The following is a 23,710-nucleotide window of genomic DNA, read 5'->3' on the forward strand; positions in this document are numbered from 1 at the left end:
TACACCGGTAGCCTTGAGGCGTGACGTTCAAGCTCTACAACACCGCTACCCATGGCATCGAGACCTTCGAACCCCTCCACAAGGGTCAGGTGTCGATCTACCACTGTGGCATGACGGTGCAGTCCAGTCCGCACCTGGGCCACATCCGCAAGGAGGTCGTCTTTGACGTCCTGCGGCGCTGGTTGGAGTGTTCTGGCTACCAGGTGACCGTCGTTGCCAACGTCACCGATATTGACGACAAGATCCTCGCCAAGTCCGCTGCCGCCGGTGTGCCGTGGTGGGCTCACGCCTACCACTACGAGAACGAGCTGCACGCGGCCTACAAGGCCCTGGGATGCCGTCCGCCGACCTACGAGCCGCGCGCCACCGGACACATCCCGGAGATGATCGAACTCGTCGAGACGCTGATCGAACAGGGCCACGCCTACCCCGCCCCCGACGGCTCCGGTGACGTGTACTTCGACGTCCGGTCCTGGCCGCGATACGGGGAGCTGTCCGGGATGCGCGTCGACGAGATGGTCCCGGTCGAGGACTCCGACCCGCGTGGCAAGCGCGACCCGCGCGACTTCGCGTTGTGGAAGGGGCACAAGGACGACGAGCCGGAGACGGCGTCCTGGCCCTCCCCGTGGGGGCGCGGTCGACCCGGTTGGCACCTCGAGTGCTCTGCCATGTCCGGGAAGTACCTGGGTGATGCCTTCGACATCCATGGCGGTGGCATCGACCTGCGTTTCCCCCACCACGAGAACGAGCTGGCCCAGTCAGCGGCAGCCGGGCGTCCCTTCGCCCACTACTGGATGCACAACGCGTGGGTGACGATGTCCGGGGAGAAGATGAGCAAGTCCTTGGGCAACACCGCTCAGGTGACCGAGGTCACCAAGACCTACGGCCCGCGAGCCGTGAGGTACTTCCTACTCGCCCCGCACTACCGTTCCATGATCGAGTTCAGCCCCTCCGACGAGACCGCCAAGGGCTCCCTTGACGAGGCCACCAAGGCCATCGAACGCATCGATTCCTTCCTTGACCGCGCCCACGTCCTCGTCGGCGAGGAGGTCGCGGCGTCGAAGGAGCTGCCGGAAGCCTTCGTCACGGCGATGGACGATGACTTGGGTACTCCGCAGGCGGTTGCAGCCCTCTTCAGCGAAATCACCGAGGGCAACAAGTCCGTCTCTGCCCACGACGTCGACGCCACCCGTGAGCACATAGCTCGGGTACGTGCCATGCTCGCGGTCTTCGGGCTCGATCCGCAGGCCCCGGAATGGGCGGATACCGCCGGGAACGAGGCCCGCCTCGAACCAGTCGTCGACGGCTTGGTCCAGGCCATGCTTGATCAGCGTGCCGAGGCCCGTTCCCGCAAGGACTGGGCGACTGCCGACGCGATTCGTGACACCTTGACCAACCTCGGACTGACGATCGAGGACACCCCCACCGGCGCCCACTGGTCGCTGAGCTGACGAGGAGACCGACATGGCAGGAAATTCCAAGCGCCGCGGCGCAGGACACAAGGGCAAGAGTTCCGCTTCCGGGTCCGGTGGCCGAGGTCGCAGGGGCCTCAAGGGCCGCGGACCCACCCCCAAGGCCGAGGATCGCACTTACCACAAGGCGTACAAGGCCAAGCAGGAGAAGCTGGCTCGCGGCGGCAACCGCAAGCCAGCCGAGAAGCAGGCTAAGGGTGCCGGCCCGGAGTGGGTGATCGGTCGTAATCCGGTGTTGGAGGCCCTGCACGCCGGTCTTCCGGTGCGCACCGCCTACGTCGCGGAAGGAGCCGAGCACGACTCCCGGCTGCGAGAGATCCTCTCCTTCGCCGCTGACAACGGCATCGTGTTGATGCAGGCCACTCGTGGTGAGCTCGACCGCATGACGGGTGGGTCCAATCACCAGGGTGTGGCCCTGCGCCTTCCCGAGTACGAGTACGCCACGGTCGACGACATCATCGATGCCGGCGCCCAGGCCTATCGCGGCGGTCTCGTCGTGGCACTGGACAAGATCACCGATCCACGCAACCTGGGAGCGATCATCCGCTCGGCTGCCGCTTTCGGCGCCCAGGGCGTGCTCATCCCGTCTCGCCGCTCGGCCTCGATGACCGCTGCGGCGTGGAAGACCTCCGCCGGGGCTGCCGCACGCATCCCGGTGGCGATGGCGTCGAACCTCAACCAGGCCCTCGGCAAGTTCGCCGAGGCCGGCTGGATGATCGTCGGGCTGGCTGGCGAGGCCGACTCCGACATCGCTGCCGCTCCCGGTCTGGATGGTCCACTGGTGCTCGTCGTCGGTTCCGAGGGTGAGGGCTTGGCCCGTCTCACCCGGCAGTCCTGTGACGTGCTGACGTCGATCCCGATCAGTAGTGACGTCGAGTCCCTCAACGCCTCGGTGGCAGCATCGATCGCGCTGTACGAGGCGTCGAGGGTGCGCGGCAACGCATCGGAGGGCTGAGGCCTGCCCCTGACGGCCCCAGGAGACACGTCAATTTGAGGACGGGTAGATTCGTGCTCACCATCCCGTCATGACAGGAGCCATCCGTGAGTGAGCCCAGTGCCGTCGATCCCACCGCCCGCGACATCGCTGAAAAGCTGGCCCCGGCCTACCGCACCATGCTCGACGCGATCGCACAGGTTGAGCCCCGGATTGCGGAAGCCACCCGAGCCGAACTGACCGATCAGCGTCATTCCCTCAAGCTCATCGCCTCCGAGAACTACGCCTCCCTGCCGGTCCTGGCGACCATGGGCACCTGGTTCTCCGACAAGTACGCCGAGGGTACAGCCGGGCACCGTTTCTATGCCGGTTGCCAGAACGTCGACACCGTCGAGACGATTGCTGCCGAGCATGCCTGCGCCCTCTTCGGCGCCGAGCACGCCTATGTGCAGCCGCACTCCGGTATTGACGCCAACCTCACCGCCTACTGGACGATCCTCGCCCATCACGTCGAGACCCCCGCCCTTGAGGAGTTCGGCGCTCGCACCGTCAACGACCTCACCCAGGACGACTGGGACGCTCTGCGCCACCGCTTCAATGACCAGCGCGCCATTGGCATGGGCCTGGACACCGGCGGCCACCTCACCCACGGCTTCCGTCCGAACATCTCCGGCAAGATGTTCGACCAACGTTCCTATGGCACTGACCCGCAGACCGGTCTGCTCGACTACGACAAGGTCGCTGAGTTGGCCCGCGAGTTCAAGCCCCTGGTCATTGTCGCCGGATACTCCGCCTACCCGCGTCGGGTGAACTTCGCGAAGATGCGTGAGATCGCCAACGAGGTCGGAGCCGTGCTCATGGTCGACATGGCTCACTTCGCCGGCCTGGTGGCCGGCAAGGTCTTCACCGGGGACGAGAATCCGGTCCCCCACGCCCAGGTGGTGACGACGACGACCCACAAGTCGCTGCGCGGCCCGCGTGGTGGCATGGTACTGACGACCAAGGAGTACACCGACGACGTCAACCGTGGTTGCCCCATGGTCCTCGGCGGCCCGCTGTCCCATGTCATGGCTGCCAAGGCCGTCGCCCTGGCCGAGGCCCGCACCCAGGCCTTCCGCGACTATGCCCAGCGCGTCGCGGACAACTCCAAGGCCCTGGCCGAGGGACTCATGAAGCGCGGCGTCACGCTCATCACCAACGGCACCGACAATCACATCAATCTGCTCGACGTCAGCACGAGCTTCGGATTGACCGGTCGTCAGGCCGAGGCAGCCCTGCTGGATTCCGGCGTCGTGACCAACCGCAATTCCATCCCAGCCGACCCGAACGGTGCCTGGTACACCTCTGGGGTACGTATCGGCACCCCGGCGTTGACCTCGCGCGGATTCGGCGCTGACGAGTTCGACCACGTTGCCGAGCTCATCGTCACGGCTCTGAAGGCCACCACCCCGGTGACGGCATCCAGCGGTGAGCCGGGCAAGGCCAAGTACGAGATTGTCGACGGCGTGGCCCAGAAGGTCCATGACGCCGCGGACGAGCTGCTCGGGAACTTCCCGCTCTACCCGGGACTGGATCTGGCCTGAGGGCTGTGACGTCCTCGTGCTGGAATCCTTGTGGCGCAATTCTCGCACGCCTTAATTTCCACACACTGTGATATCGATCCCTCGACGGTCCGTGTTCCCCGAGACAGAACATGGACCGTCGAGTTCTCGTCGGTGCCTTTTCCCATTCGACGACACGATCCCGATCTTGCGATTTCGATCATGTGAATCCATGGAGACCAGAAGGGCCACCTAGCCAGACCATTGAACCTGGCACCACAGTCACGGTTGGAACACCGCGTGAAAAATCACGGCGGGTGGCAAACCAGGTGGGTCTCCCTGGCCTTGCTCGTCGTCGTCCCTCATCATCGTCGTGCGGAATATCACGAAGGAGCCGGGCCACTGTACCCTTCTCCTGTCCGCCCTCGTGGCAAAAGCGACAGTCATAGGCTGGTATTCCGTGCGAGACGATGTGTTGTCTGACAACGCCGTCAAGAACTCCCCAGGGGTTTGAATCATGCGTACTCACATCCTCTACACCGGGGGAACTCTCGGCATGGTCTCCACCCCAGACGGACTGGCACCTGGGGCCGACCTGACGGGATGGCTCGGTCAGCTGCTCTCGGGCACAGAACTCGCGGGAACGTTCGAGACCCTGAGCTTTGAGCACCTCATTGACTCTGCCAATGCCACGCCGGACGACTGGCGTCGGATTGTTGACGATCTGTGGGAGCATCAGGAGGACGCCGACTCCTTCGTGGTCCTGCACGGAACCGACACCCTCGCCTACACCTCAGCCGCGCTGTCCTACGCCCTCACCAATTTCGGCAAGCCGGTCGTCGTCACGGGGGCGCAGTACTCGCTGGGGGTCGTCGGAACCGATGCTGCCCCCAATGTCACCGGCGCCCTGCGCGCTGTCACCAGCGGACGTCTCGACGGTGTCGCGGTCTTCTTCGGCCACAAACTGCTGCGCGGAAACCGTGTCACCAAGCTGTCCTCCTGGGCCTACAACGGATTCGACTCCCCCGCTGTGCCCCAACTGGCCCGCACCGGTGCACCGTGGCAATGGGTCGAGAACGACTCGACCGGCTGCGGCTGGCTGGATCCGAAGCCGTACCGACGCCACGACGTCCTTGTCGTCGATCTCTCCCCGGGAATCAGCGCGGCACGGTTGCGCGCCGTCCTTGACCCGTTGCCCGAGGCCGTCATCCTACGAGCCTTCGGCGTCGGGAACATCCCCAGCGACGAGCCGGGCCTGGTCGACGCCATCCTCGACGTCATCAATGCCGGGACCCCCGTCGTCGTCGCCTCCCAATGCATGCAGGCCGATGTTCTGCTGGGCCGATACCAATCGAGCCATGCTTTGACGGCAGGGGGAGCCATCAGCGCCCATGACATGACCCTTGAGGCCCTTTACGCCAAGCTCGTGTTCCTGCTGTCCCAGGGCCTGCGCGGCAAGGAGTTGGGACGATGGATCGAGACGGATGTCGCCGGGGAGATCAGCATCTGAGTGCCGCACTTTCCCACCGGCACCACGGATGACTGCACGTTCGTCACGAATTGCTGTGAAGTTTCCCGATACGGCTGGCTACTGCCCCCAGATGTGAATAATCATGGATGCATCACAGGTGGTCACGGGGCACTGTCGCCCCTCCACCACCACACCCAGACCGACTGACGAGGTGGGCTCGTCATCTACGCGAGGAGAGGTACTGATGGTCAACAAGAAGGTTCTGGTCTGCTGCGGCACCGGCATCGCCACCTCCGTCCAGGTGGCCAACAAGCTGCAGCGAATGCTGCGCGATCGTGGGGTGGCCGCGACGATGAAGGAGTGCAAGACGGCCAACGTCCCCGCTCAGGTGGAGACCTTCCAGCCGGACGCCATCGTCGCCACCACCGCCATCCCCCTTCCTGACGAGGAGATCAAGGTCTACCGGGGCACCCCGCTGCTGACTGGCGTAGGCGCCGATGAGCTCGCCGACCAGATCGCTGACGACCTCAAGGCGTGAGCCATCGATTCCTGCGTTGATGTCCACACGCGACGGCGGGACAGGCATGGCACCTCCCCATCCGTTTCCTGCCAGATCATCATGAAGGTCTGCACATAAGTGCATTGACCGTCCATTAATGGTTGGTCTTCCTCACTGTGAGGCAGGATCATCCTGTCAGACACCCGGCGGTTGAGGCATTGACGCCTCACTGCTGCGTCCACCCATCACGACAGGTGGAGCGAGGTTCGCTCACCTCTGATCAAGGGAGTCACATGATGGCCAACAAAAAGGTTCTGGTCTGCTGCGGCACCGGCATCGCGACCTCGGTCCAAGTGGCCAACAAGCTCGAGAAGATGCTGGAGGAGCGCGGGATCAACGCTGTCATGAAGGAGTGCAAGGCCATGGAGGTGCCTGCTCAGACGGCATCATTCCATCCGGATGCCATCGTTTCGACGACGATGGTCAAGTCTCCTGACGAAGGCATCAAGGTCTTCAAGGGGGTTGCCTTCCTCACCGGAGTCGGCGCCGACAAGCTCGCTGACGACATTGCCGCCTACCTCAAGGGCTGAGCGCGCACCGACCATACTGACGGAATCCTCGCTGCCCACGACGGTCGAGGATTCACCTGGCAGAAGGAATCCCCCACCATGGACCACGTCACAACTGTTATTCAATACTTCTTGGGCCTGGGTGCCAGCGTTGTCCTTCCCATCATCATCTTTCTGTTGAGCATGTTCTTCAGGATGAAGATCGGCAAGGCCATCCGAGCTGCTCTGACCATCGGCATTGGATTCATCGGCATCAACTTGGTCATCGGCCTACTCACCAAGAGCCTCGGCCCGGCTGCCGAGGCAATGGTGCGCAACACTGGCCTCGACCTCCCCATCATCGACGCCGGCTGGCCGGTTGCCGCTGCCATTTCCTTCGGAACGGCAAAGATCGTCCCGTGGATCTTCATCATCGGAATTGCCATCAACCTCGTCATGATCGCGTTGAAGTGGACGACCACCCTCAACGTCGACATGTGGAACTTCTGGCACTTCATCTTCTCCGCGGCGTTCGTCTACATGGTGACGCGGAACTTCTGGCTAGGACTCGCTGCAGGTCTTGTTACCCTCGTTGTCGTCCTCAAGCTTGCTGACATCGTCGCCCCTGTCATCCAGGATTACTACAAGATCCCAGGTGTCACGACGGCCCACACGGACACCGTGTCCTGGGCGCCGGTGGGCTGGACCATCAACAAGATGCTCGACCACGTCCCCGGGTTCAAGAACAACAGGATGACCCCCGAGCACATCCAGGAAAAGTACGGTTCTTGGGCTGAGCCCATGGTCATGGGTACCCTGCTCGGCCTCGTCATCGGCGTCCTCGCGTACTATCCGCAGTTCAACGGCGCATGGGGAACTGCCATCAAGGACATCCTCACGGTGTCGATCTCCATGGGCGCCGTCATGCTCTTGCTGCCTCGCATGGTCGGTCTCCTCATGGAAGGCCTCATCCCACTGTCCGACGCAGCCCAGGAATGGATCAAGTCGCGCTACCCGGATCGTGAGCTCAACATCGGCCTTGACGCCGCCATCCTCGTCGGTTACCCGGCCAACATGTCCGTCGCCATCATCCTCGTGCCCATCACGCTGGCCCTCGGCATTCTCATGAGCTACCTGCACCTCAACCAGATGCTTCCCTTCGCAGACCTTGCTGACACCCCATTCTTCGCGGTGTGGGCGACCACGTGGTGCCGAGGGAACATCGCCCGAGGCACAGTCATCGGGTCCTTCTTCGTCGCCTGCATGCTGACCATCGGAACCTTCATGGCCCCGGCCACCACCGAGCTGGCACGCCAGGCGAACTTCACGATCCCCAATGGTGCGAGCCAAATCTCCGCCATTGACTCGGGAGCTCACCTGATCGCGTACTTCATAGCCTTCTTCTTCGTATTCGGACAGGCCAAGGCCTACGGCACCGCGTTCATCGTGTTCAGCGTCTTCCTGCTCGCCTTCGCCGTCGTCTGCTACATCGCCTTCTTCGTCTACATCGCCAAGGGCAACACCCCCGGCATTACTGACCGTGAGATGTACATGAGCAAGGAAGAACTCGCAGCCGAAAAAGAAGCAGCGGAAGCAGGGTGGTGATCCCCCATGGTTGAGTCCATGCTCGACATGGTCCTCGGCCCTTGGTGGCGCTCAGCCATCGAAGGGTTTCAGGAACACTTCCTCTGGTTCATGGTGCCGCTGCTCGCATGGATGGCCATCATGATCATCGGAAATCGCGTCGTCAAAGAGGCCGAGAAGGCGATGAGGTCCGAGATCACCACGTGGTCCAAGGCGGGTCGGGCAGGCCCCAACCTGTTGGCTGATCACCTCACCCCGATCATCCGCGCCGAAGCTGCCCGACATCGCTGGATGCCAGCAGCCAACGGTCTGTGGTTGAAGCGCTGTGATGCTGATGCCCTCGTCGTCTACATGACGCGAATGCCGAACTATTTCATCCGATTCCGGGACGACGTCCTGGGCATCAGACCCCAGACCAAACCACGCAGACGCGTCCGTGCCCGCTGACCCCAACCTTCGTGCCGGCGACCACAGCTCGCCGGCACGAGGTCCAATCCGAACAGGAGTTTGAGCAATGACGACGCCCCGTCTCATCGTGGCCGATGTGACCGCCACCACCCAGGATGGCCTTTACGCCCAGGTCAACAACCGTCTCACCGCCGACAACATGGTGAAGCCCAGCTTCCTCGAGGCTGTCAGCGCTCGAGAGAAGAAATTCCCCACCGGGCTCGACTTCGGCTACGTGTCCATCGCCATTCCCCACATCGACCCCGAGCATGTCATCTCCCCGGGTGTGCTGATCTGTCGAAACAGCGAGAGCACCGCCTTCCATGCCATGGACGACCCGGAACGCAGTATCGACGTCCAGCTCAGCATCTGGCCTCTCGTCACTGATCCTGCCAACCAGGTCGGGATGCTCGGCGCTGTCATCGCCCTCATCCAGGACGAGTCCTCCTACCAGATCTTGCTGCACGGCGGCCACAAGGAGGTCGCCGACAAGCTCGTGGATGTCTTGGCAACCGTGGAGGATTGACGATGCTGCACAAGAATGAGCGACAACAGGTCATTGATTACTGCCTCAAGATGACGGAGGACGGACTGACCCTCGGGACGTCCGGAAACATCAGCCAACGTGTCGACGACCACGTCGTCATCACGCCATCGGGAGTTCCCTATGACCAGCTCACCCCCGATTCGATCTGCGTCCTGGACATGAGCAGCAACGTCATCGAGGGAGGCCTCAAGCCCTCGACCGAGGTTCCGTTCCACGAACTCATCTACTCCCGCACTGATGCCCGGGCGGTCATCCACACGCATCCGGTCTTCGGTACCGTCGCAGGCACGCTGTGCGACGAGCTCCCCCTCATCCACTACATGCTGGCCCCTCATGGCGGGCCGGTACGGGTCGCCAATTACGCCCGGTTCGGCACCCAGGAATTGGCAGACAACATCGCGACGGCGATGGTCGACCGCAAAGCCGTGTTGCTACGTAACCATGGGGCCGCATGTTGGGACGACACCCTGGCATCGGCCTACAACCTCTGCCAGTACCTGGAGTGGGTGTGCAAGGTGTGGGTCATCGCCCGCGCTGCCGGAAACCCGTCCCTTCTCACCCCGGAGCAGTTCGACGAAGCAATGGTCGAAATCACCGGATCGAGCTGTCTGGGAAAGCCGGGTGCACGATGAGGGCATGGATTTACAATGGTCCCGGAGACGTCAGCCTGGACGACGTCCCTTCCCCGGCGCCGGGCCGCGGGGAGATCCGCATCGACGTCAAGGCAGCCACCACCTGCGGCACAGATCTCAAGACGTACCGCCGCGGGCACCATCTCATGCCTCCAGCTCCGAGCCGGTTCGGACATGAGGTCTCGGGCATCGTCGAGTCCATCGGCGAGGGGGTGACAAAGTTCAAGCCCGGTGATCGCGTGGTGGCCGCCAACACCGTGCCATGTGGCCATTGCTGGGCGTGCCAGAAGGGCCGGGAATCCCTCTGTGAGAACCTCGAGTTCCTCTGGGGCGCCTTTGCCGAGCAGCTCGTCATCAGCGCTGGCATCACCGCTCGCAACACCTATTTGCTACCTGACGACATTGACTTCTCCGCGGCAGCTCCCCTGGAACCGCTGGCATGCGTCGTTCACGGCATCGCCGAAGCTGGCATCCAGCTCGGGGACACCGTCGTCGTCCACGGCGCAGGGCCAATCGGACTCATGTTCGTGCGCCTGGCCACCGCGTCCGGTGCCCACGTCATCAGCGTCGACACCAGTGTGTCCCGTCTCGAGCAGGCCAGCCATGCAGGTGCGGTCGACATCGTCGCCCTGGCCCCTGGCCGAATGCCGCGGGAGTACGGGGACATCATTCGCAAGCGCACCCCTGCTGGGCGCGGGGCCGACATCGGCATCGAGGCGACCGGATATGCCCCTGTGTGGGAACAGAACATGGCATGTCTGCGTCCAGGGGCGACCGCAATCATGTTCGGAGGCACGAAGGCTGGATCAAGCTTGCCGCTCGACACCACGGCAATGCACTACAACGAGTACCTCGTCAAGGGGGTTTTCCACCACACCCCGAAGTACGTGGCTACCGCGCTGGACATGCTGACAAGCGGAATCATTGACGGCCACGACCTCGTCACAGAGGAGCGTCCCCTCAACGCCTTGGTCGAGAGCCTGGAGGACATGGCTGCCGGTCACGGGGCGAAGTACGCGCTGATTCCGTGAACAGATCACAGACCACCTGCGAGCCCGTCGCCGATGCGCACTATGGTGGAAGCATGACTGCAAAGCTCATCCTGCTCCGCCACGGCGAGAGCGAGTGGAACTCCAAGAACCTTTTCACCGGCTGGGTGGACGTTGATCTCAATGAGAAGGGCGAGGGCGAGGCCCGCCACGCCGCTGACCTGCTCAAGAAGGAGAACCTCCTCCCCGACGTCGTCCACACCTCCCTGCTGCGTCGCGCCATCCACACCGCCTACCTGGCTCTGGACGGCTGCGATCGTCACTGGATCCCGGTGCGTCGCTCCTGGCGCCTCAACGAGCGACACTACGGCGCTCTGCAGGGCCTGAACAAGGCCGAGACCAAGGAGAAGTACGGCAACGACCAGTTCATGGCATGGCGTCGTTCCTACGACGTCCCTCCGCCAAACCTCGAGCACAATGGTGAGTACAGCCAGTTCAATGACCCGCGCTATGCCGACATCCCGGAGGCCGAGCGTCCCGTCTCCGAGTGCCTCAAGGACGTCGTGGCCCGCATGGTGCCGTACTTCACCTCCGACATCGCTGCCGACCTCAAGGCAGGCAAGACGGTGCTGGTGGCTGCCCATGGCAACTCCCTGCGCGCCCTCGTCAAGCACCTCGACGAGATCAGCGACGAGGACATCGCCGGACTCAACATTCCAACCGGTATCCCGCTGCTCTACGAGCTTGACGACAACCTCAAGCCCGTCACCAAGGGTGGCCGTTACCTCGACCCGGAGGCTGCTGCCGCCGGCGCCAAGGCCGTCGCCAACCAGGGAAACAAGTGAGTTCGTGACGGCATCCAAGTCCTGGAACCACATGGAGCGGGGGACCCAAAAGGACTTCCCGCGGGACGCAACGCTCGCAGTCGAAAACTCGGAAACACAAAGGAAACACCCCCCATACCCCCCCCCCTACCCCCCCGCTCCATGTGCAGATGAAGGTGGGATCAGGAGATCACACCGAACTCGTAGCCCTCGCTCTTGAGCCACTTGAGGATGGACGGCATGGCTTCGGCCGTCATCTGCTTTCCGTAGGTGTCGTGGTTGAGGATGACGACGACATTCGGGTCACCAGACTCGTTGATGGTCTTCTTGACCATCTTCAGGTAACCGTCGACGGTCTTGGGACGCTGGACGTCAGCGTCGCCGCTCATGGCGTTCCAGTCGATCCAGGCAACGCCGCGCTTGGCCAGAGCCTGGTCAGCCTGGGACAGCTTGGTCCAGGACATGTGACCGCCCGGGTAGCGGAAGGCCGAGGAGAAGTAGCTCGATCCCAGGATTGCCCGCGACTGGGCAGTGGCCCAGTCCCAGTCACAGCTGATGTGCTTGGCGTTGGCGGCGTGGCCGGGGTAGAGGTAATCGTAGTCGTGCGAGTAGGAGTGCGAGGCGAGGGCATTGCCCATCTTGAGCGAACGGCTGAGCATCTCCTTGCTTACGTCACGCAGCTGCGGGGCGATCATGAAGAAGGTCGCACGGGCACCGGCCTTCTCGAGGTTGTCGAGCTGCTCGGCGGTGAACTTGGTCGTCGGACCATCGTCGAAGGTCACGAAGACGATCTTCTTGTCCTTCGGCTGGGTCGACGGCTTCGCCAGCCACTCGTTCACCACGGAAGCGGGGTAGACGTACTTGTCAGCAGCTGTGCCATGGTTCGTTCCGGGCTCCAGGCCGTCGATGTCCTTGACCACGGTGCCGGGGGCCTTGAAGGACGAGTAGTTCGAGGGCGGTTCTGCGCAATCCGGCTTCGTCACAGCGGCGCCAACGCCATATTTACCAGCGGGCACCGGGCCACTTGGCATTCCTGCCGACACACTCGCGCCACTCGAGACGCTGGGTTTGGCGGCAGGAGTCTTGGAAGTCGGGACCTTGGATGCCGGAGCCTTGGATGCCGACTGGGCTGAGCTGGCGACCGGCTTCGACGGAGAATTGGCAGACTCCGGATCGCTACTGGCGCACCCGGCGATGGCCATCGAAACGGTGGTGACGAGAACGACAGCTCCAGCCGTCGTTTTTCTGCGGAAGGCAAAAGCCATGTGACGAGACCTCACTGAAAACTATCAGCCGTGTACCACGGCAGGTTGGGCACCCCGATTCTAGGTACTCAGTACGAGGTGTCCCAATTCGCGACACGCCCCTCATGTCACCGGCAGTACAAGCCGACGCAGGATGCGTCACGCCTCGATGCGATCAGTAGGCAGTGGGCCAGTCCTCGCCAGCCGGCCCATGGCCGGTGACGATGTAGATGACGCGAGAACCGACGGCAACGGCGTGGTCTGCAATGCGCTCGTAGTAACGGCCGAGCAGAGCGGTGTCGACAGCACTCTCGACGCCATAGGTCCAGTCGTCACCCAGCAACAGACGGAACTGGTCACGACGCAGCTCGTCCATCTTGGAATCCTCCGCCGCCAGGGACTCGGCAGCCTCCGCGTCGCGATCGGCGAGGGTCTTCTCAGCCTTGACAATCATGGAGTCGGCGATCTTCGACATCTCGACGAACTCGTCGGCCACGACCGGCGGCACCGCGACCTCGGGGAAACGCAGACGAGCGATCTTGGCGACGTGGGCCGCGAGGTCGCCCATTCGAGCGAGCTCGTAACACATCCTCAACATCGCGACGACGGTGCGCAGCTCACCGGCGACCGGGGCCTGACGGGCGAGCAGATCGAAGCAACGACGCTCGATCTCCCCGTTGAGGGCGTCGACCTTGGAATCATCAGAGATGACGCGCTCGGCGGTGGTCAGGTCCGCTCCGATGAGAGCCGCGGTGGCGTCCTTGACGGCAACTCGGACCAACTCGGCCATCGTCAGGATCCTGCCACTGGTGGCATTGAGCTCGTCGTGGTAGCTCTCGCGCATGCCGGTGTCCTTCCGTAGTGGGCTCTCACCAAGCCTATCGACCCTGTCGACCAGGATGTTTCTCCCACGTGGCGCCGCTGTGAACCTTGAGTGAACGGCCAGTGACCATGGCATCCCTTTGTGACAGTGGGTGACAAGGATGACGACCGCCCCCCTATCATGCAAAGTGTGGGCATGATTCTGGCAACGATCATTGGTGCCGTCGTCGGCGCCGGATTGACGGTCCTCATCATCCGGGCAGTGGACTCATCTCGTCACCCCGTCGACACCCTCGCCACCGAGATTGAAGCCCTCGAGGTCGATCCGACTCTCGCCCGAGCACTTGACCTGGCCACTGAGGCAGCCGTCATCGCCGGACCCCATGACGAGGTGCTCCACACCACTGTGGGCGCCCGGTCAATGGAACTCGTGCGCGGCTCACGGATCGCCGACGACGCCCTCCTCAATGCGGTGCGCACCGCACGACGGGAAGACCGCGACATCGTCGACACCCTGGAGGTGAAGCGGGCATCCACCGGGGCCAACCTCAACCTGACCGTCCGCGTGGGCCCCCTTGACGGCCACGGCAACGCGATCATCTCTGCGACGGACAGCTCCCGGCACATCAGGCTCGCCGAGACACGCCGGGACTTCGTCGCCAACGTCTCCCATGAATTGAAGACCCCCATCGGCGCCGTGTCCATCCTCGCCGAGGCCATCGAGGGCGCCGCCGATGATCCAGACGCCGTCCGCCACTTCTCCCAGCGACTGACTGCGGAGTCGACGAGGCTGTCCGACCTCGTGACGCAACTCATCGACTTGTCACGATTGCAGGCGGACGAGCCCCTGCTCCGCGCCGAGCCGGTGTCCGTCGCCGACATCATCGACGAGGCCGTCTCCCGCCATCGTGAACTGGCGACCAACCGGGAGGTCTCCCTGGTAGCACGCTGCGACGACGACCTGTGGGTGCTCGGGGACCAGAATCAGCTCACCGAGGCCATCGCCAACCTCGTTCAGAATGCCATCGTGTACTCCGAGTCGAAAGCACGGGTGGCAGTCTCGGCCAGACGAGTCCGTGACGTCGACACCGACGTCATCGAGATTGCTGTCGCCGACAACGGAATTGGCATCAGTGAGGCCGACCAGGAACGCATCTTCGAACGGTTCTACCGGGTTGACTATTCCCGCTCCCGGGAAAACGGTGGAACCGGCCTGGGCTTGTCGCTGGTCAAACACACCTGCCAGGCGCACGGGGGATCCGTCGACGTGTGGAGCAAACTGGGCCAGGGGTCCACGTTCACCCTTCGACTTCCCACCCTTGACGCCGACCATTACAACGAATCCGCTCAGGAGGAGTCATGAGCCGCGTACTCATCATCGAGGACGAGGAGTCCTACCGCGAGGCCACCGCCTTCATGCTGCGCAAGGAGGGATTTGAGGTCGACACCGCGGCCAACGGCACCGACGGACTGGAAAGTTACTCCCGCAATGGCGCCGACATCGTCCTGCTTGACCTCATGATGCCGGGAATCCCGGGGACCGAGGTCTGTCGGCAGCTGCGTCAGCGTGGCAACGTCGGGATCATCATGGTGACGGCCAGGGATTCCGAGATCGACAAGGTCGTCGGTCTGGAGCTGGGAGCTGACGACTACGTCACCAAGCCCTTCAGCCACCGCGAGCTGGTCGCGCGAATTCATGCCGTCACCCGTCGCGGTTGCCCAGAGATCGAGGTCGCCCCCGACGTCCTTGAGGAGAACGGGGTGCGGATGGACGTCGAGCGCCACGAGGTCAGTGTCGACGGGAAAACCATGCGCCTCGCTCTCAAGGAATTCGACCTGCTCGAGGTGTTGCTGCGCAATGCCGGACGAGTCATGACCCGGGCGTCCCTCATCGACCGGGTCTGGGGAGTCGACTACGTCGGCGACACCAAGACCCTCGACGTCCACGTCAAGAGGTTGCGTGCAAAGATCGAGGAGGATTCCTCTCACCCGGTGCGGATCATCACCGTGCGTGGACTCGGTTACAAGTTCCAGGCGTGAGACGACTTCCACCAAACGGCGAACGCGGTCCCGGCCCTGACCGGGGCCGTGTCGTATGTTCGAGGGATCCGTCAGGGAGTTGTTCGAGTTGAGCGGCTACCCAGTAATTCCGACGGCAGCAAGGGCAGCGGTCGTCCAGCGAAGGTCGATCATCGTGGAGTCTCCTCCCCCAGGGTGCTTCATCGCTGCTGCGTTGAGCCGGATTGGCGTCTGCTGTGCGTCCCTGATCAATCCAGACAGCCGAGGACCTCTCGCCCCACTGCGTCGACGACGTGACGAACAACGGTAGCACCGTTTCGGAGGCCCGTGCGAAACAACAATTGACTTCACTAACTATTATGTGATATAATTAATTTATCGAAAGGGGCCACACACATGACTTTCAACGTTGGTGAAACCGTTGTCTACCCAAATCATGGCGCTGCTGTGATCGAAGACATCGAGACTCGCACTATCAAGGGAGAGGAAAAGCTCTACCTCGTTCTGAGAATTCTTGGGCAGAACGATTTGGTTGTGCGAGTGCCAGCCAGCAACCTCGACCTTGTCGGCGTTCGTGACGTCGTTGACGACGAGGGCCTCGAGAAGGTTTTCGAGGTTCTTCGCAAGACCAACGTCGAGGAGCCGTCCAACTGGTCTCGTCGCTACAAGGCCAACCTCGAGAAGCTCCACTCCGGCAACGTCCTGAAGGTCGCCGAGGTTGTTCGCGACCTGTGGCGCCGGGAGCGCGACCGCGGCCTGTCGGCCGGCGAGAAGCGAATGCTCTCCAAGGCTCGCCAGATACTGGTCTCCGAACTCGCCCTCGCCAAGAAGGTGGAGGACGACAAGGCCGAGGAGATGCTCGACGAGATTCTCGCCTCCTGAGGCTGTTCACCCTGATTGTGTGACGGGGGTTCACCACATTTGTTTTGTGGTGAACCCCCGTTACTTGTGCCCGATATTGTGTCACGGGCTTATGACGACTTCAGCGTGTCTGCAATCTCGTCTGCCAACTGGCCTTCATCAACACCGGTGAGGAATGCAACGCCACGGAACATCTTGACATTCTCATTGGGCTGCTTCACTGCAGTCGTTGAGACGATTGCGTCAGGGCTGAATTCCTCGACGACTCGCGGCACTTCTGCAACGCGGCAGTGCTCCATCTTGGCGTTGACTCCGCGCTCACGCAATAGCCGCTGAAGCTTGTTGGCGACCTGCACCGACGTCGCGATACCAGTGCCACAGCAGACGAGAACCTTCTTCTCGATCATGGTGACCACCCCTCCTCAGGGAAACCTCGTCGCCCTTGGATGTGGTCCACCAAGGGGTTCCTTCATGATGGTAAACGCATCCCGTCCACGCACTTCGATGGGGGGTGGGTCCCCTGGTGACAGCGGGTCTTTGGAAGACTGGGAGGGATGGTACCGTGCCGTCACGGGCACAGCGCCCATCTCAAGGAGGGGTCCGCCATGGCGACTACGTGCAGCACACTGTGGAATGCCGTGGTGCTCCGCGTCGGCAACGGAGCTCAGGACATGCTGAACACTGGCGTCGTCGTCCTGTTCGGCGAACCCGTGCCTGATGCCCTGTCGGACATCTGCGTGCTCCACAACCGCGGTGGCCGCACCCCCATGCCTCCCAGGCGCGAGATCGTTCCCGGCGACGTCCTCAACGTCGCCGGCACTCGTTTCACGATCGATGAGGTCGGGCAGTCAGCCACCTCGAACCTCGGCGACCTTGGCCACGTCGTGTTGTACTTCAACTCCCCCAACCAGTCCCTGCTCGCAGGGGCCATCAAGGTTTCCGGGCCTCAGCCGCAGTTGCCTGACCAGGGCGCGATCCTCACGATCGAGCCTGCCGAGTGACGAGGGCTGATGCGATTGCTGCCACCCCTTCACCACGTCCGGTGAATCCGAGATGATCGGTCGTCGTCGCAGACACTGACACGGGGGCACCCACCGTCTTCGCCAGCGTGGCTTCCGCCTCAGCCCGGCGCGCCGCCATGCGCGGGCGTTGTCCCACGATCTGCACCGCGGCGTTCTGGATCGTCCATCCGTCGGCGGTGACGAGTTCAATCACGCGGCCAAGCAGAACCACTCCGGCAGCTCCGGCCCATCGCGGATCCGAGGTTCCGAAGACGGAGCCAACATCCCCCAGTCCGGTAGCCGACAGCAGGGCGTCACACATGGCGTGGCAGGCGACGTCACCGTCAGAATGACCGGCCAGGCCGACCGTCTCGTCAGGGAAGTGAAGGCCAGCAACGTGCATCGGCACGCCGTCGCTCAGCTGATGGACGTCGGTCCCGATCCCGGTCCGAATTTCCATCACTCCTTGCCCCCGTGGCCCAACTTGTCGACGACATTGCTCGGGGTGACCGCCCGCAACATCCGACCGACGCGACGACCAGAATGGTGACCGGCCCCAGCCGCAGCCTTGGCCAGGACCTCGGCGATGTCGAGATCGACCGGTTCAGTGATCTTGAGCGCCATCCGCGAGCCCTCCACCAGGGTGGCTCGGTGACCGTACCGCTCACAGCAGGAAATGTCATCGGTCACCGCCCCACCTTCAATCAACAGTTGCTCATGACACTCGGTGATGACGGCCCGGTTGAACCCCTGTGGGGTCTGGACTGCCCGCAGGGTGGACCGGTCAATGACCGACGACGTATCCCCGTCAACTTGGCGGATGGTATCGACCACATCGATGACAGGAGTCACTGCAACAGCGCCGTTCTCGACTTTCGCGATGACGTTCTCAACAACGTACGCAGGCACCAATGGCCGCACCGCGTCATGGATGAGCACCGTCGTGGCTGCGCCCAAACGATGATGCTTCGCAACGAACCTCAGGCCGTTACGAACCGACTCCTGACGCGTATCCCCTCCAGTCACGAAGTGAACCGGGATGGGAGACGCAGCCAATGCCAGCTGCAGATGATTGTGCATCCCTTCCTTCACCACCACGACGGCCTCATCGCAACCTCCAGCGGCCAGGGACTCCACCGCAACCGCGACAACGGCCTTCCCGGTCAACGAGGTGACTTGCTTGGGGACAGGACCACCGAACCGTGTTCCCAGACCGGCTGCAACGACAACCGCCACTCGTGGGTGCGTAGCGGTGACGGATTGTGTAGGTGTCATGGATCGAACAATAGCGGTCGCGACGACCGGGAAGGGTGGCGGTCGCGACGTCACCGGATCAGATGTGTGACCTTCTCGGACCACCAACGCACGCGAGTTCTCCGCCCGACCCACAGTACGGGATCATCACCATCTGTTGCGCAACCTCTTGCACCTTGGATCCGAGCATGTCAAAATTGCCATATAGCAACTTTGCCCACTGTAACTGCAACTTTATGCACCAACGGAGGCGCGTCATGATCCGACAGGCACCTTTCCTCATCATCAACCCCAAGGCATACCTCTTCGGCGACGAGATGCTTCGCATGGCGATGTTGGCAGACGAACTGTCAGCCACCCACGGTGTTGACATCATGGTGACCGCCCAGCACACCGACCTCCGTCTTATCGCCGAGAAGACGAACCACATCATCGTGGCAGCCCAACACATGGACCCGATCACGCCGGGCCGGGGAATGGGACATGTCCTTCCCGAGTCCTTGGTGGCAGCAGGTGCCAAGGCGGTCGTACTGAATCACGCTGAGCATCCGCTGACCCTGGCGGACCTGGATGCCAGTATCACGCGCGCCCGCGAAGTCGGGCTTCTCACGGTTGTCTGCGCAGACACCCTCGTGCAGTGTCGCGTCGTCGCAGAAATGGGCCCCGACGTCATGATCTGTGAACCCACTGCGCAGATCGGTAAAGGCGCACTTACGGCAGACGACTACATCGCAGACTCGACTCTCGCAGTCAAGAAGGTCAATCCATCCATCATGGTTCTCCAGGGCGCTGGAGTTTCTTCCGGGCACGATGTCGCCCGAGTGCTGTCACTGGGCGCAGATGCATCGGGCGGAACGTCGGGAATCGTCTGCGCACCCGATTGGCGAGAACGCATCACCGACATGCTCATCCCGCTCAAGGCCGAGAAGAACCGTCGCAACAGCTGATCCACACCTTCACAACTAGAAAGGCACCATCATGACAGTCCACACAGACACCATCCAGGTCCGTTCCAAGGCCGGACGCCCGACCTACTTCGAGATCACCAATGACGTCCGCAGGATCATCACCGAGTCGGGCATCAAGAACGGCATCTGCACCGTTGCATCGACCCACACGACGTGCTCGGTCTTCTTCGAGGAGTACTGCCACGACGTCGACTTCGCGGGCGACGAGTACCTCCAGGCCGACCTCAACGAGGGGCTGGACAAAATCTTCCCCCGGTGCATGACGAACAACCAGTATTACCATCCTGGTCCAGCCCACGTGGAGGCCGTCGAGGCGATGACCGATGCCGGCCATGCCACCGGTGACACCATTCTCGTCCCGGACCTCGGGAGCCTCCTCAACACCGAGGCACACCTGCGAGGAACCCTCATCGGCGCGTCGCAGACCTTCGTCATCGAGGATGGCGAGCCCCAGATCGGCGCCGTCGGTTACATCTACTTCGTGGACTGGGACCCCAACCGGGAGCGTGATCGCAAGGTCAAGGTGGCCGTGATCGGGGAGTGACACCATGCTCGTCGAACTGTCAGAGGCCCTGACGTGGGCCGAACAGCACCACCTCGCTGTCGCAGCGGTGAACACACCCATCTTCGAGTCGCTCACCGCGGCGATACGCGTCGCCGAACGCCACGACACCCCGATCATCCTCGCCCACGCGCAAAGTCACGAGGGCATCAACCGGATCGAGGACATCGGCCCAGCCATGGTCGCACTGGCCCGACGGTCCAGTGTGCCCTGCGTGGTCCACGTCGACCACGGTGAAGACCTCGACTACCTCCAGAAGGGACTCGACGTCGGCTTCAACTCATTCATGCTGGACGGGTCCCGTCTCTCGTTCGAGGAAAACATCGCGATCACCAGCGCAGCCGTAGAACTTGTGGGCCCGCACGGTGTGGAGGGTGAACTCGGAGTCATGACGGGCAATGAGAACGGCGACCCCAGCCAAGGGGTGGCGGACTCCGCACTCTTCACCGACCCTGCGGTAGCCGGCGAATTCGTGAAGCGCACCGGGGTCACCGCCCTCGCAGCGGCCTTCGGCACAGTTCACGGCCTGTACCACCGCGAACCCCACCTGAACCTCGATCTCATCACACAACTTCGTGAGACCACGGGCGTCCCGATCGTCATGCACGGCGGGTCGGGCCTGTCGATCGAGGAGTACCAGCAGTCGATCCGGCACGGTGTTCGCAAGATCAACTACTACACGTACTCGGTCAAGGCAGCCTTGGATGCCACGAGGACGATGCTCACAGACGATCCGGAGGTCCTCGTCTTCTCCGACGTCGCCGCCCGTGCGTCCCATGCGATCGAGAAGGACGTCGAGGCGTTCGCCACCGCCCTGACCGCGAGCTGAGGCCATTCACCGTACGTGGGTCGGTGCCCTGATGGGTTCCGGCCCACGCTCACGTCCTGGTGTGGTCAGGTCGACAGGACCACATCCGCAAGCTGCTCGTCGACGACGACCGACTGCACAATCCCGGACCGCAGGACCCCGGCAACGCCTCGTGACTTCTCGGCGCCCGCAGCAATCCCGATGACCTCTGGTATGTCCCGCAACTCGTCGAGAGTCAGGCCGATGAGGTGGTCGTCGACCGACGTGCGGACCGCCTCGCCGTCATCATTGAGTGTTCGTCCGCACACGTCGCCAGCTATTCCAGCGGCCCTCACCTCGGCCATCTCTGCCGGTGACAGCACGGCAGCCAGTGACAGCGTCGCCGACCAGTGAACACCCATGCTGCCGATACCGACAACAGCAAGTTCACACGACGCCGCGTCACGCAGGGCCTCCAACACAATCGGCTCGGCCAGCATGGCCGCACAGACCTGCGCCGACGAAACGATGACCGGGGCGTCGATCCGGTGGGCCTTACCACCGCAGCGTCGGGCCAGGGCCTGCACCGAGGCGTTCCCCGAGACGTCAGAGTCCTTGACTGACATGCCACCGGAAAGCGGGTAAATGTCCAACGGGGTCATGGAGCGTGGCCGCTCGAAGCAGTGGGCGAAGGCGCTGACCGTCCGGCCCCAACTGAGCCCGATTGAACTGACCTGGGAAAGCCGTCCGTTGACGACCTCCGCGGCGAGCCGAGCCACGAGATCCATCGGAGCGACCCCGGGACGGTGGGCTGCGACGTACGCCGACTCCAGGCAGAAGCGGGCTGCGAGGGCCTCCTCGAGGTCCTCCCTACGGCCCACTCCCTCACGAGGGTCGTTGATCGCGACTGTCACCAGACCGGTCTCACGGGCCTGGTTGAGCATTCGGGACACCGACGAGGTGGAGATTCCCAGTGTCTTGGCGATACGGGACTGGTTGATACCGTCGAGGTAGTACATCTTGGCAACCTCGACGAGGGTACCCAGGTCACGCCTGCCAGCCATGGTTTCTCCCGTCACTCATCATCGCCCTCTTGTTGTGACTGGAGAATAGCCCCTCCCCCATCACGAGGTGCCCCATACCTCCCTGGAGATCTCGTTCGTCAGTCGAACAGCCGCCAACCACCCTGCCTACGATCTTCGTGCCCCATCGTCATCACTCGGGTCATCGACTCCCAGACCTCTTCCAGGCTGATGTCATCGGGGGGCGTGACAACGCATGGAGAGCATTCCTGAGCTCTTTCGCTCCCAGCCGCTCAAGGGCGGGGCAGGGGCCGACTCTCCCCTGCCCCGCCAGCCAGACCGCTGGTCAGCCGATCGTGCCGTTGTCCAACAGGGCGTCCTGCAGACGGCGCATTGCCACGATGGGACGGGTCTCGTCGATCTCAACGTCGTCCTCGGTCAGGATCGTTCCAGCCGGAACGTCACGCTTGAGCACACATCCGGCCACGACACCAATCGGGACCGCGTGCTTGTCCCGCGCATCCGCTGCGTCGATCGTCCACCCATGGACGTGGTGCCCACCGATACCTTCCAGCGTCGTACCGGCCTTGAGATCGGTCTTGGCCCGGGCCGTGACCTCGGAGGTCCACGTCTTTGACTGGAACGACGCGCTGCGATCCAGCACGGCCTCGCCGATGGACAGGTCGGCCTCGATCGACGCGAGGTGGAACGGACGATAAAGGGCGAAGTACGGGCCGTCGCCGAGGTGGAGGTACTGCAGCTCCTCGGTGACCACGGGGCTGTCGGACCTCACGATGGCGAATACTCCGGGAGCGACGTTACCGGTAACGTACTCGACGACCTTCTCCTTGCCTTCGATGATGCCCCCATCCTTCGCCGGGACGAGCTTCTTGGTGAGGTCGTCGACGTCACACTCAATTCCATGCATGCCCGGTACCTCGACCTTGTAGCCCGAGGCATTGGATAGAGCGCACATCTCGATCTGTGTCTTGGTGCCGTCAGTGAACGAACACAGCATCTTTGGGTTCATCTTCTTGTCATGTGCCTCGGCCATGACATCCTCGGGTACGTCGGTGGGACGGTTCGGGTTGTTCTTGCCCTTGCCAGCGGCGACAACGTCCAGACCTAGATCCTCGGCGTACTCGATGAGCTTGACGCACTCGATCGGCTCGTCACCTCGGCAGACCGTGTACACCGAGTTCCCGGAGTTGGCCATCGAGGACAGCAGCAGGCCGACAGTGACGTCCGCCTCGACGGTCATCAGTCCGACGTCCTTGCCGTTGACGATGGAGGCGTAGGCGATCTGAGCTGCGACCTCCGGGATTCCGGAGACCTCGAGCACGAAGTCGATTGGCAACTTCGGCATGGTGAGACCGTCGTCAATGGCGACCGACCTGCCCTCCTCGATGAGCCGGGCGGCCTCTTCGACATCTTGGGCGAAGACGACGTCATCGCACCCTGCATCCTTGAGGGCTCCTGTCGCTCGGTCGACGTCGATGTCCGCCACCGCGACGACCTCCATGCCCTTGGCTAGGTGGACCTGCGCAATGAGACCTCGCCCCATCTGCCCGGCTCCGACGATACCGACCCTCACCGGTCGTCCCAGCTTGGCCTGCCTGTCCAGCAGTCTTGTGGTGTATCCCATAACTATCTTCCTCTCCGAACAAGGTGTGTTGATGACG

The 23,710-nt window shown here is 62.8% G+C and carries 27 protein-coding genes; 20 read left to right on the top strand and 7 right to left on the bottom strand.

The window, feature by feature from the left end; genetic code table 11:
* The first annotated feature begins 20 nt into the window (after positions 1 to 20).
* The 12 genes from cysS (at position 21) to ACSJJT_RS04685 (ending at position 11,509) form a co-directional block, all read left to right on the top strand.
* Complete coding sequence (cysS, locus tag ACSJJT_RS04630; protein ID WP_435917185.1) at positions 21 to 1,451, top strand: cysteine--tRNA ligase; 1,431 nt, start codon at positions 21 to 23, stop codon at positions 1,449 to 1,451.
* Between the two features lie 13 nt (positions 1,452 to 1,464).
* Complete coding sequence (gene rlmB / locus ACSJJT_RS04635; protein ID WP_435917187.1) at positions 1,465 to 2,427, top strand: 23S rRNA (guanosine(2251)-2'-O)-methyltransferase RlmB; 963 nt, start codon at positions 1,465 to 1,467, stop codon at positions 2,425 to 2,427.
* An 86-nt stretch (positions 2,428 to 2,513) separates the two neighbouring features.
* On the top strand, positions 2,514 to 3,989 hold the full coding sequence (locus ACSJJT_RS04640; protein WP_435917188.1) for a glycine hydroxymethyltransferase: 1,476 nt from the start codon (positions 2,514 to 2,516) through the stop codon (positions 3,987 to 3,989).
* A 472-nt stretch (positions 3,990 to 4,461) separates the two neighbouring features.
* The gene (locus tag ACSJJT_RS04645; RefSeq protein ID WP_435917384.1) at positions 4,462 to 5,457 is read left to right on the top strand and encodes an asparaginase; all 996 of its coding nucleotides are present in this window, start codon (positions 4,462 to 4,464) and stop codon (positions 5,455 to 5,457) included.
* A 205-nt stretch (positions 5,458 to 5,662) separates the two neighbouring features.
* On the top strand, positions 5,663 to 5,956 hold the full coding sequence (locus ACSJJT_RS04650) for a PTS sugar transporter subunit IIB (protein ID WP_435917189.1): 294 nt from the start codon (positions 5,663 to 5,665) through the stop codon (positions 5,954 to 5,956).
* A gap of 257 nt (positions 5,957 to 6,213) precedes the next feature.
* Positions 6,214 to 6,507, top strand: coding sequence for a PTS sugar transporter subunit IIB (locus ACSJJT_RS04655; protein WP_435917385.1), 294 nt, complete (start codon positions 6,214 to 6,216; stop codon positions 6,505 to 6,507).
* 78 nt (positions 6,508 to 6,585) lie between these two features.
* Positions 6,586 to 8,070, top strand: a complete 1,485-nt coding sequence (locus tag ACSJJT_RS04660; RefSeq protein ID WP_435917190.1) for a PTS galactitol transporter subunit IIC — start codon at positions 6,586 to 6,588, stop codon at positions 8,068 to 8,070.
* 6 nt (positions 8,071 to 8,076) lie between these two features.
* Positions 8,077 to 8,496, top strand: a complete 420-nt coding sequence (locus ACSJJT_RS04665; RefSeq protein ID WP_435917191.1) for a hypothetical protein — start codon at positions 8,077 to 8,079, stop codon at positions 8,494 to 8,496.
* A 67-nt stretch (positions 8,497 to 8,563) separates the two neighbouring features.
* Positions 8,564 to 9,022, top strand: a complete 459-nt coding sequence (locus tag ACSJJT_RS04670) for a PTS sugar transporter subunit IIA (RefSeq protein ID WP_435917192.1) — start codon at positions 8,564 to 8,566, stop codon at positions 9,020 to 9,022.
* A 2-nt stretch (positions 9,023 to 9,024) separates the two neighbouring features.
* Complete coding sequence (locus tag ACSJJT_RS04675) at positions 9,025 to 9,675, top strand: class II aldolase/adducin family protein (RefSeq protein WP_435917193.1); 651 nt, start codon at positions 9,025 to 9,027, stop codon at positions 9,673 to 9,675.
* Complete coding sequence (locus ACSJJT_RS04680; protein WP_435917194.1) at positions 9,672 to 10,706, top strand: zinc-dependent alcohol dehydrogenase; 1,035 nt, start codon at positions 9,672 to 9,674, stop codon at positions 10,704 to 10,706. Before ACSJJT_RS04675 ends, ACSJJT_RS04680 begins: the two co-directional genes overlap by 4 nt.
* Positions 10,707 to 10,759: 53 nt before the next feature.
* The gene (locus ACSJJT_RS04685) at positions 10,760 to 11,509 is read left to right on the top strand and encodes a phosphoglyceromutase (RefSeq protein WP_435917195.1); all 750 of its coding nucleotides are present in this window, start codon (positions 10,760 to 10,762) and stop codon (positions 11,507 to 11,509) included.
* A gap of 161 nt (positions 11,510 to 11,670) precedes the next feature.
* On the opposite strand, the gene ACSJJT_RS04690 is transcribed toward ACSJJT_RS04685, so the two are convergent.
* Positions 11,671 to 12,504 carry a polysaccharide deacetylase family protein gene (locus ACSJJT_RS04690; RefSeq protein WP_435917196.1) on the bottom strand — a complete coding sequence of 278 codons (834 nt, stop codon included), beginning with the start codon at positions 12,502 to 12,504 and terminating at the stop codon, positions 11,671 to 11,673.
* Positions 12,505 to 12,571: 67 nt separating this feature from the next.
* Here ACSJJT_RS04690 and ACSJJT_RS04695 point away from each other — a divergent pair, with 67 nt between their 5' ends.
* Entirely contained in the window at positions 12,572 to 12,757 is a 186-nt protein-coding gene (locus ACSJJT_RS04695; RefSeq protein WP_435917197.1) for a hypothetical protein, read from the top strand.
* 150 nt (positions 12,758 to 12,907) lie between these two features.
* On the opposite strand, the gene phoU is transcribed toward ACSJJT_RS04695, so the two are convergent.
* Complete coding sequence (gene phoU / locus ACSJJT_RS04700; protein WP_435917198.1) at positions 12,908 to 13,576, bottom strand: phosphate signaling complex protein PhoU; 669 nt, start codon at positions 13,574 to 13,576, stop codon at positions 12,908 to 12,910.
* 159 nt (positions 13,577 to 13,735) lie between these two features.
* Here phoU and ACSJJT_RS04705 point away from each other — a divergent pair, with 159 nt between their 5' ends.
* The 3 genes from ACSJJT_RS04705 to ACSJJT_RS04715 all read left to right on the top strand — a co-directional run bounded on the left by ACSJJT_RS04705 (position 13,736) and on the right by ACSJJT_RS04715 (position 16,455).
* Positions 13,736 to 14,917, top strand: a complete 1,182-nt coding sequence (locus ACSJJT_RS04705; RefSeq protein WP_435917199.1) for a sensor histidine kinase — start codon at positions 13,736 to 13,738, stop codon at positions 14,915 to 14,917.
* Positions 14,914 to 15,594 (top strand): response regulator transcription factor, encoded by a 681-nt coding sequence (locus ACSJJT_RS04710; RefSeq protein WP_435917200.1) that lies wholly within the window; start codon positions 14,914 to 14,916, stop codon positions 15,592 to 15,594. Before ACSJJT_RS04705 ends, ACSJJT_RS04710 begins: the two co-directional genes overlap by 4 nt.
* A 375-nt stretch (positions 15,595 to 15,969) precedes the next feature.
* Positions 15,970 to 16,455 (top strand): CarD family transcriptional regulator, encoded by a 486-nt coding sequence (locus ACSJJT_RS04715; RefSeq protein ID WP_435917201.1) that lies wholly within the window; start codon positions 15,970 to 15,972, stop codon positions 16,453 to 16,455.
* 89 nt (positions 16,456 to 16,544) lie between these two features.
* Here ACSJJT_RS04715 and ACSJJT_RS04720 read toward each other — a convergent pair whose 3' ends face one another.
* Positions 16,545 to 16,841, bottom strand: a complete 297-nt coding sequence (locus ACSJJT_RS04720) for a PTS sugar transporter subunit IIB (protein WP_435917202.1) — start codon at positions 16,839 to 16,841, stop codon at positions 16,545 to 16,547.
* A gap of 198 nt (positions 16,842 to 17,039) precedes the next feature.
* On the opposite strand from ACSJJT_RS04720, the gene ACSJJT_RS04725 reads away from it, so the two are divergent.
* On the top strand, positions 17,040 to 17,435 hold the full coding sequence (locus ACSJJT_RS04725; RefSeq protein ID WP_435917204.1) for a PTS glucitol/sorbitol transporter subunit IIA: 396 nt from the start codon (positions 17,040 to 17,042) through the stop codon (positions 17,433 to 17,435).
* On the opposite strand, the gene ispF is transcribed toward ACSJJT_RS04725, so the two are convergent.
* Positions 17,413 to 17,895 carry a 2-C-methyl-D-erythritol 2,4-cyclodiphosphate synthase gene (gene ispF, locus ACSJJT_RS04730; protein WP_435917205.1) on the bottom strand — a complete coding sequence of 161 codons (483 nt, stop codon included), beginning with the start codon at positions 17,893 to 17,895 and terminating at the stop codon, positions 17,413 to 17,415. The genes ACSJJT_RS04725 and ispF overlap by 23 nt on opposite strands.
* The gene (gene ispD, locus ACSJJT_RS04735; RefSeq protein ID WP_435917206.1) at positions 17,895 to 18,710 is read right to left on the bottom strand and encodes a 2-C-methyl-D-erythritol 4-phosphate cytidylyltransferase; all 816 of its coding nucleotides are present in this window, start codon (positions 18,708 to 18,710) and stop codon (positions 17,895 to 17,897) included. Before ispD ends, ispF begins: the two co-directional genes overlap by 1 nt.
* A gap of 236 nt (positions 18,711 to 18,946) precedes the next feature.
* On the opposite strand from ispD, the gene ACSJJT_RS04740 reads away from it, so the two are divergent.
* Genes ACSJJT_RS04740 through ACSJJT_RS04750 form a run of 3 tightly spaced genes read left to right on the top strand, consistent with a single transcriptional unit; the run spans position 18,947 to position 21,048 of the window.
* Complete coding sequence (locus tag ACSJJT_RS04740) at positions 18,947 to 19,636, top strand: triose-phosphate isomerase (protein ID WP_270236765.1); 690 nt, start codon at positions 18,947 to 18,949, stop codon at positions 19,634 to 19,636.
* A gap of 31 nt (positions 19,637 to 19,667) precedes the next feature.
* The gene (locus tag ACSJJT_RS04745) at positions 19,668 to 20,201 is read left to right on the top strand and encodes a YjbQ family protein (RefSeq protein WP_016666977.1); all 534 of its coding nucleotides are present in this window, start codon (positions 19,668 to 19,670) and stop codon (positions 20,199 to 20,201) included.
* A 4-nt stretch (positions 20,202 to 20,205) separates the two neighbouring features.
* A complete protein-coding gene (locus ACSJJT_RS04750; protein WP_435917207.1) occupies positions 20,206 to 21,048 on the top strand; it encodes a class II fructose-bisphosphate aldolase in 843 nt (280 codons plus the stop codon).
* Between the two features lie 65 nt (positions 21,049 to 21,113).
* Here the strand turns inward: ACSJJT_RS04750 and ACSJJT_RS04755 are convergent, their stop codons facing one another.
* A complete protein-coding gene (locus ACSJJT_RS04755; protein ID WP_435917208.1) occupies positions 21,114 to 22,070 on the bottom strand; it encodes a sugar-binding transcriptional regulator in 957 nt (318 codons plus the stop codon).
* A gap of 304 nt (positions 22,071 to 22,374) precedes the next feature.
* Entirely contained in the window at positions 22,375 to 23,673 is a 1,299-nt protein-coding gene (locus ACSJJT_RS04760; protein ID WP_435917210.1) for an NAD(P)H-dependent oxidoreductase, read from the bottom strand.
* Positions 23,674 to 23,710: the final 37 nt, after the last annotated feature.

Origin of the sequence: Cutibacterium nasicola, assembly GCF_051303185.1 — a bacterium.
Lineage (GTDB): Bacteria > Actinomycetota > Actinomycetes > Propionibacteriales > Propionibacteriaceae > Cutibacterium.

Coding starts and splice junctions, on each gene's coding strand:
- ACSJJT_RS04715 (WP_435917201.1), top strand. CDS start 15,970: ATGACTTTCAACGTTGGTGAAACCGTTGTCTACCCAAATCATGGCGCT.
- ispF (WP_435917205.1), bottom strand. CDS start 17,895: ATGGAAATTCGGACCGGGATCGGGACCGACGTCCATCAGCTGAGCGAC.
- ACSJJT_RS04725 (WP_435917204.1), top strand. CDS start 17,040: ATGGCGACTACGTGCAGCACACTGTGGAATGCCGTGGTGCTCCGCGTC.
- ACSJJT_RS04705 (WP_435917199.1), top strand. CDS start 13,736: ATGCAAAGTGTGGGCATGATTCTGGCAACGATCATTGGTGCCGTCGTC.
- rlmB (WP_435917187.1), top strand. CDS start 1,465: ATGGCAGGAAATTCCAAGCGCCGCGGCGCAGGACACAAGGGCAAGAGT.
- ACSJJT_RS04750 (WP_435917207.1), top strand. CDS start 20,206: ATGCTCGTCGAACTGTCAGAGGCCCTGACGTGGGCCGAACAGCACCAC.
- ispD (WP_435917206.1), bottom strand. CDS start 18,710: ATGACACCTACACAATCCGTCACCGCTACGCACCCACGAGTGGCGGTT.
- ACSJJT_RS04760 (WP_435917210.1), bottom strand. CDS start 23,673: ATGGGATACACCACAAGACTGCTGGACAGGCAGGCCAAGCTGGGACGA.
- ACSJJT_RS04665 (WP_435917191.1), top strand. CDS start 8,077: ATGGTTGAGTCCATGCTCGACATGGTCCTCGGCCCTTGGTGGCGCTCA.
- ACSJJT_RS04755 (WP_435917208.1), bottom strand. CDS start 22,070: ATGGCTGGCAGGCGTGACCTGGGTACCCTCGTCGAGGTTGCCAAGATG.
- ACSJJT_RS04740 (WP_270236765.1), top strand. CDS start 18,947: ATGATCCGACAGGCACCTTTCCTCATCATCAACCCCAAGGCATACCTC.
- ACSJJT_RS04650 (WP_435917189.1), top strand. CDS start 5,663: ATGGTCAACAAGAAGGTTCTGGTCTGCTGCGGCACCGGCATCGCCACC.
- ACSJJT_RS04720 (WP_435917202.1), bottom strand. CDS start 16,841: ATGATCGAGAAGAAGGTTCTCGTCTGCTGTGGCACTGGTATCGCGACG.
- ACSJJT_RS04710 (WP_435917200.1), top strand. CDS start 14,914: ATGAGCCGCGTACTCATCATCGAGGACGAGGAGTCCTACCGCGAGGCC.
- ACSJJT_RS04680 (WP_435917194.1), top strand. CDS start 9,672: ATGAGGGCATGGATTTACAATGGTCCCGGAGACGTCAGCCTGGACGAC.
- ACSJJT_RS04660 (WP_435917190.1), top strand. CDS start 6,586: ATGGACCACGTCACAACTGTTATTCAATACTTCTTGGGCCTGGGTGCC.
- phoU (WP_435917198.1), bottom strand. CDS start 13,576: ATGCGCGAGAGCTACCACGACGAGCTCAATGCCACCAGTGGCAGGATC.
- ACSJJT_RS04675 (WP_435917193.1), top strand. CDS start 9,025: ATGCTGCACAAGAATGAGCGACAACAGGTCATTGATTACTGCCTCAAG.
- ACSJJT_RS04655 (WP_435917385.1), top strand. CDS start 6,214: ATGGCCAACAAAAAGGTTCTGGTCTGCTGCGGCACCGGCATCGCGACC.
- ACSJJT_RS04670 (WP_435917192.1), top strand. CDS start 8,564: ATGACGACGCCCCGTCTCATCGTGGCCGATGTGACCGCCACCACCCAG.
- ACSJJT_RS04685 (WP_435917195.1), top strand. CDS start 10,760: ATGACTGCAAAGCTCATCCTGCTCCGCCACGGCGAGAGCGAGTGGAAC.
- ACSJJT_RS04745 (WP_016666977.1), top strand. CDS start 19,668: ATGACAGTCCACACAGACACCATCCAGGTCCGTTCCAAGGCCGGACGC.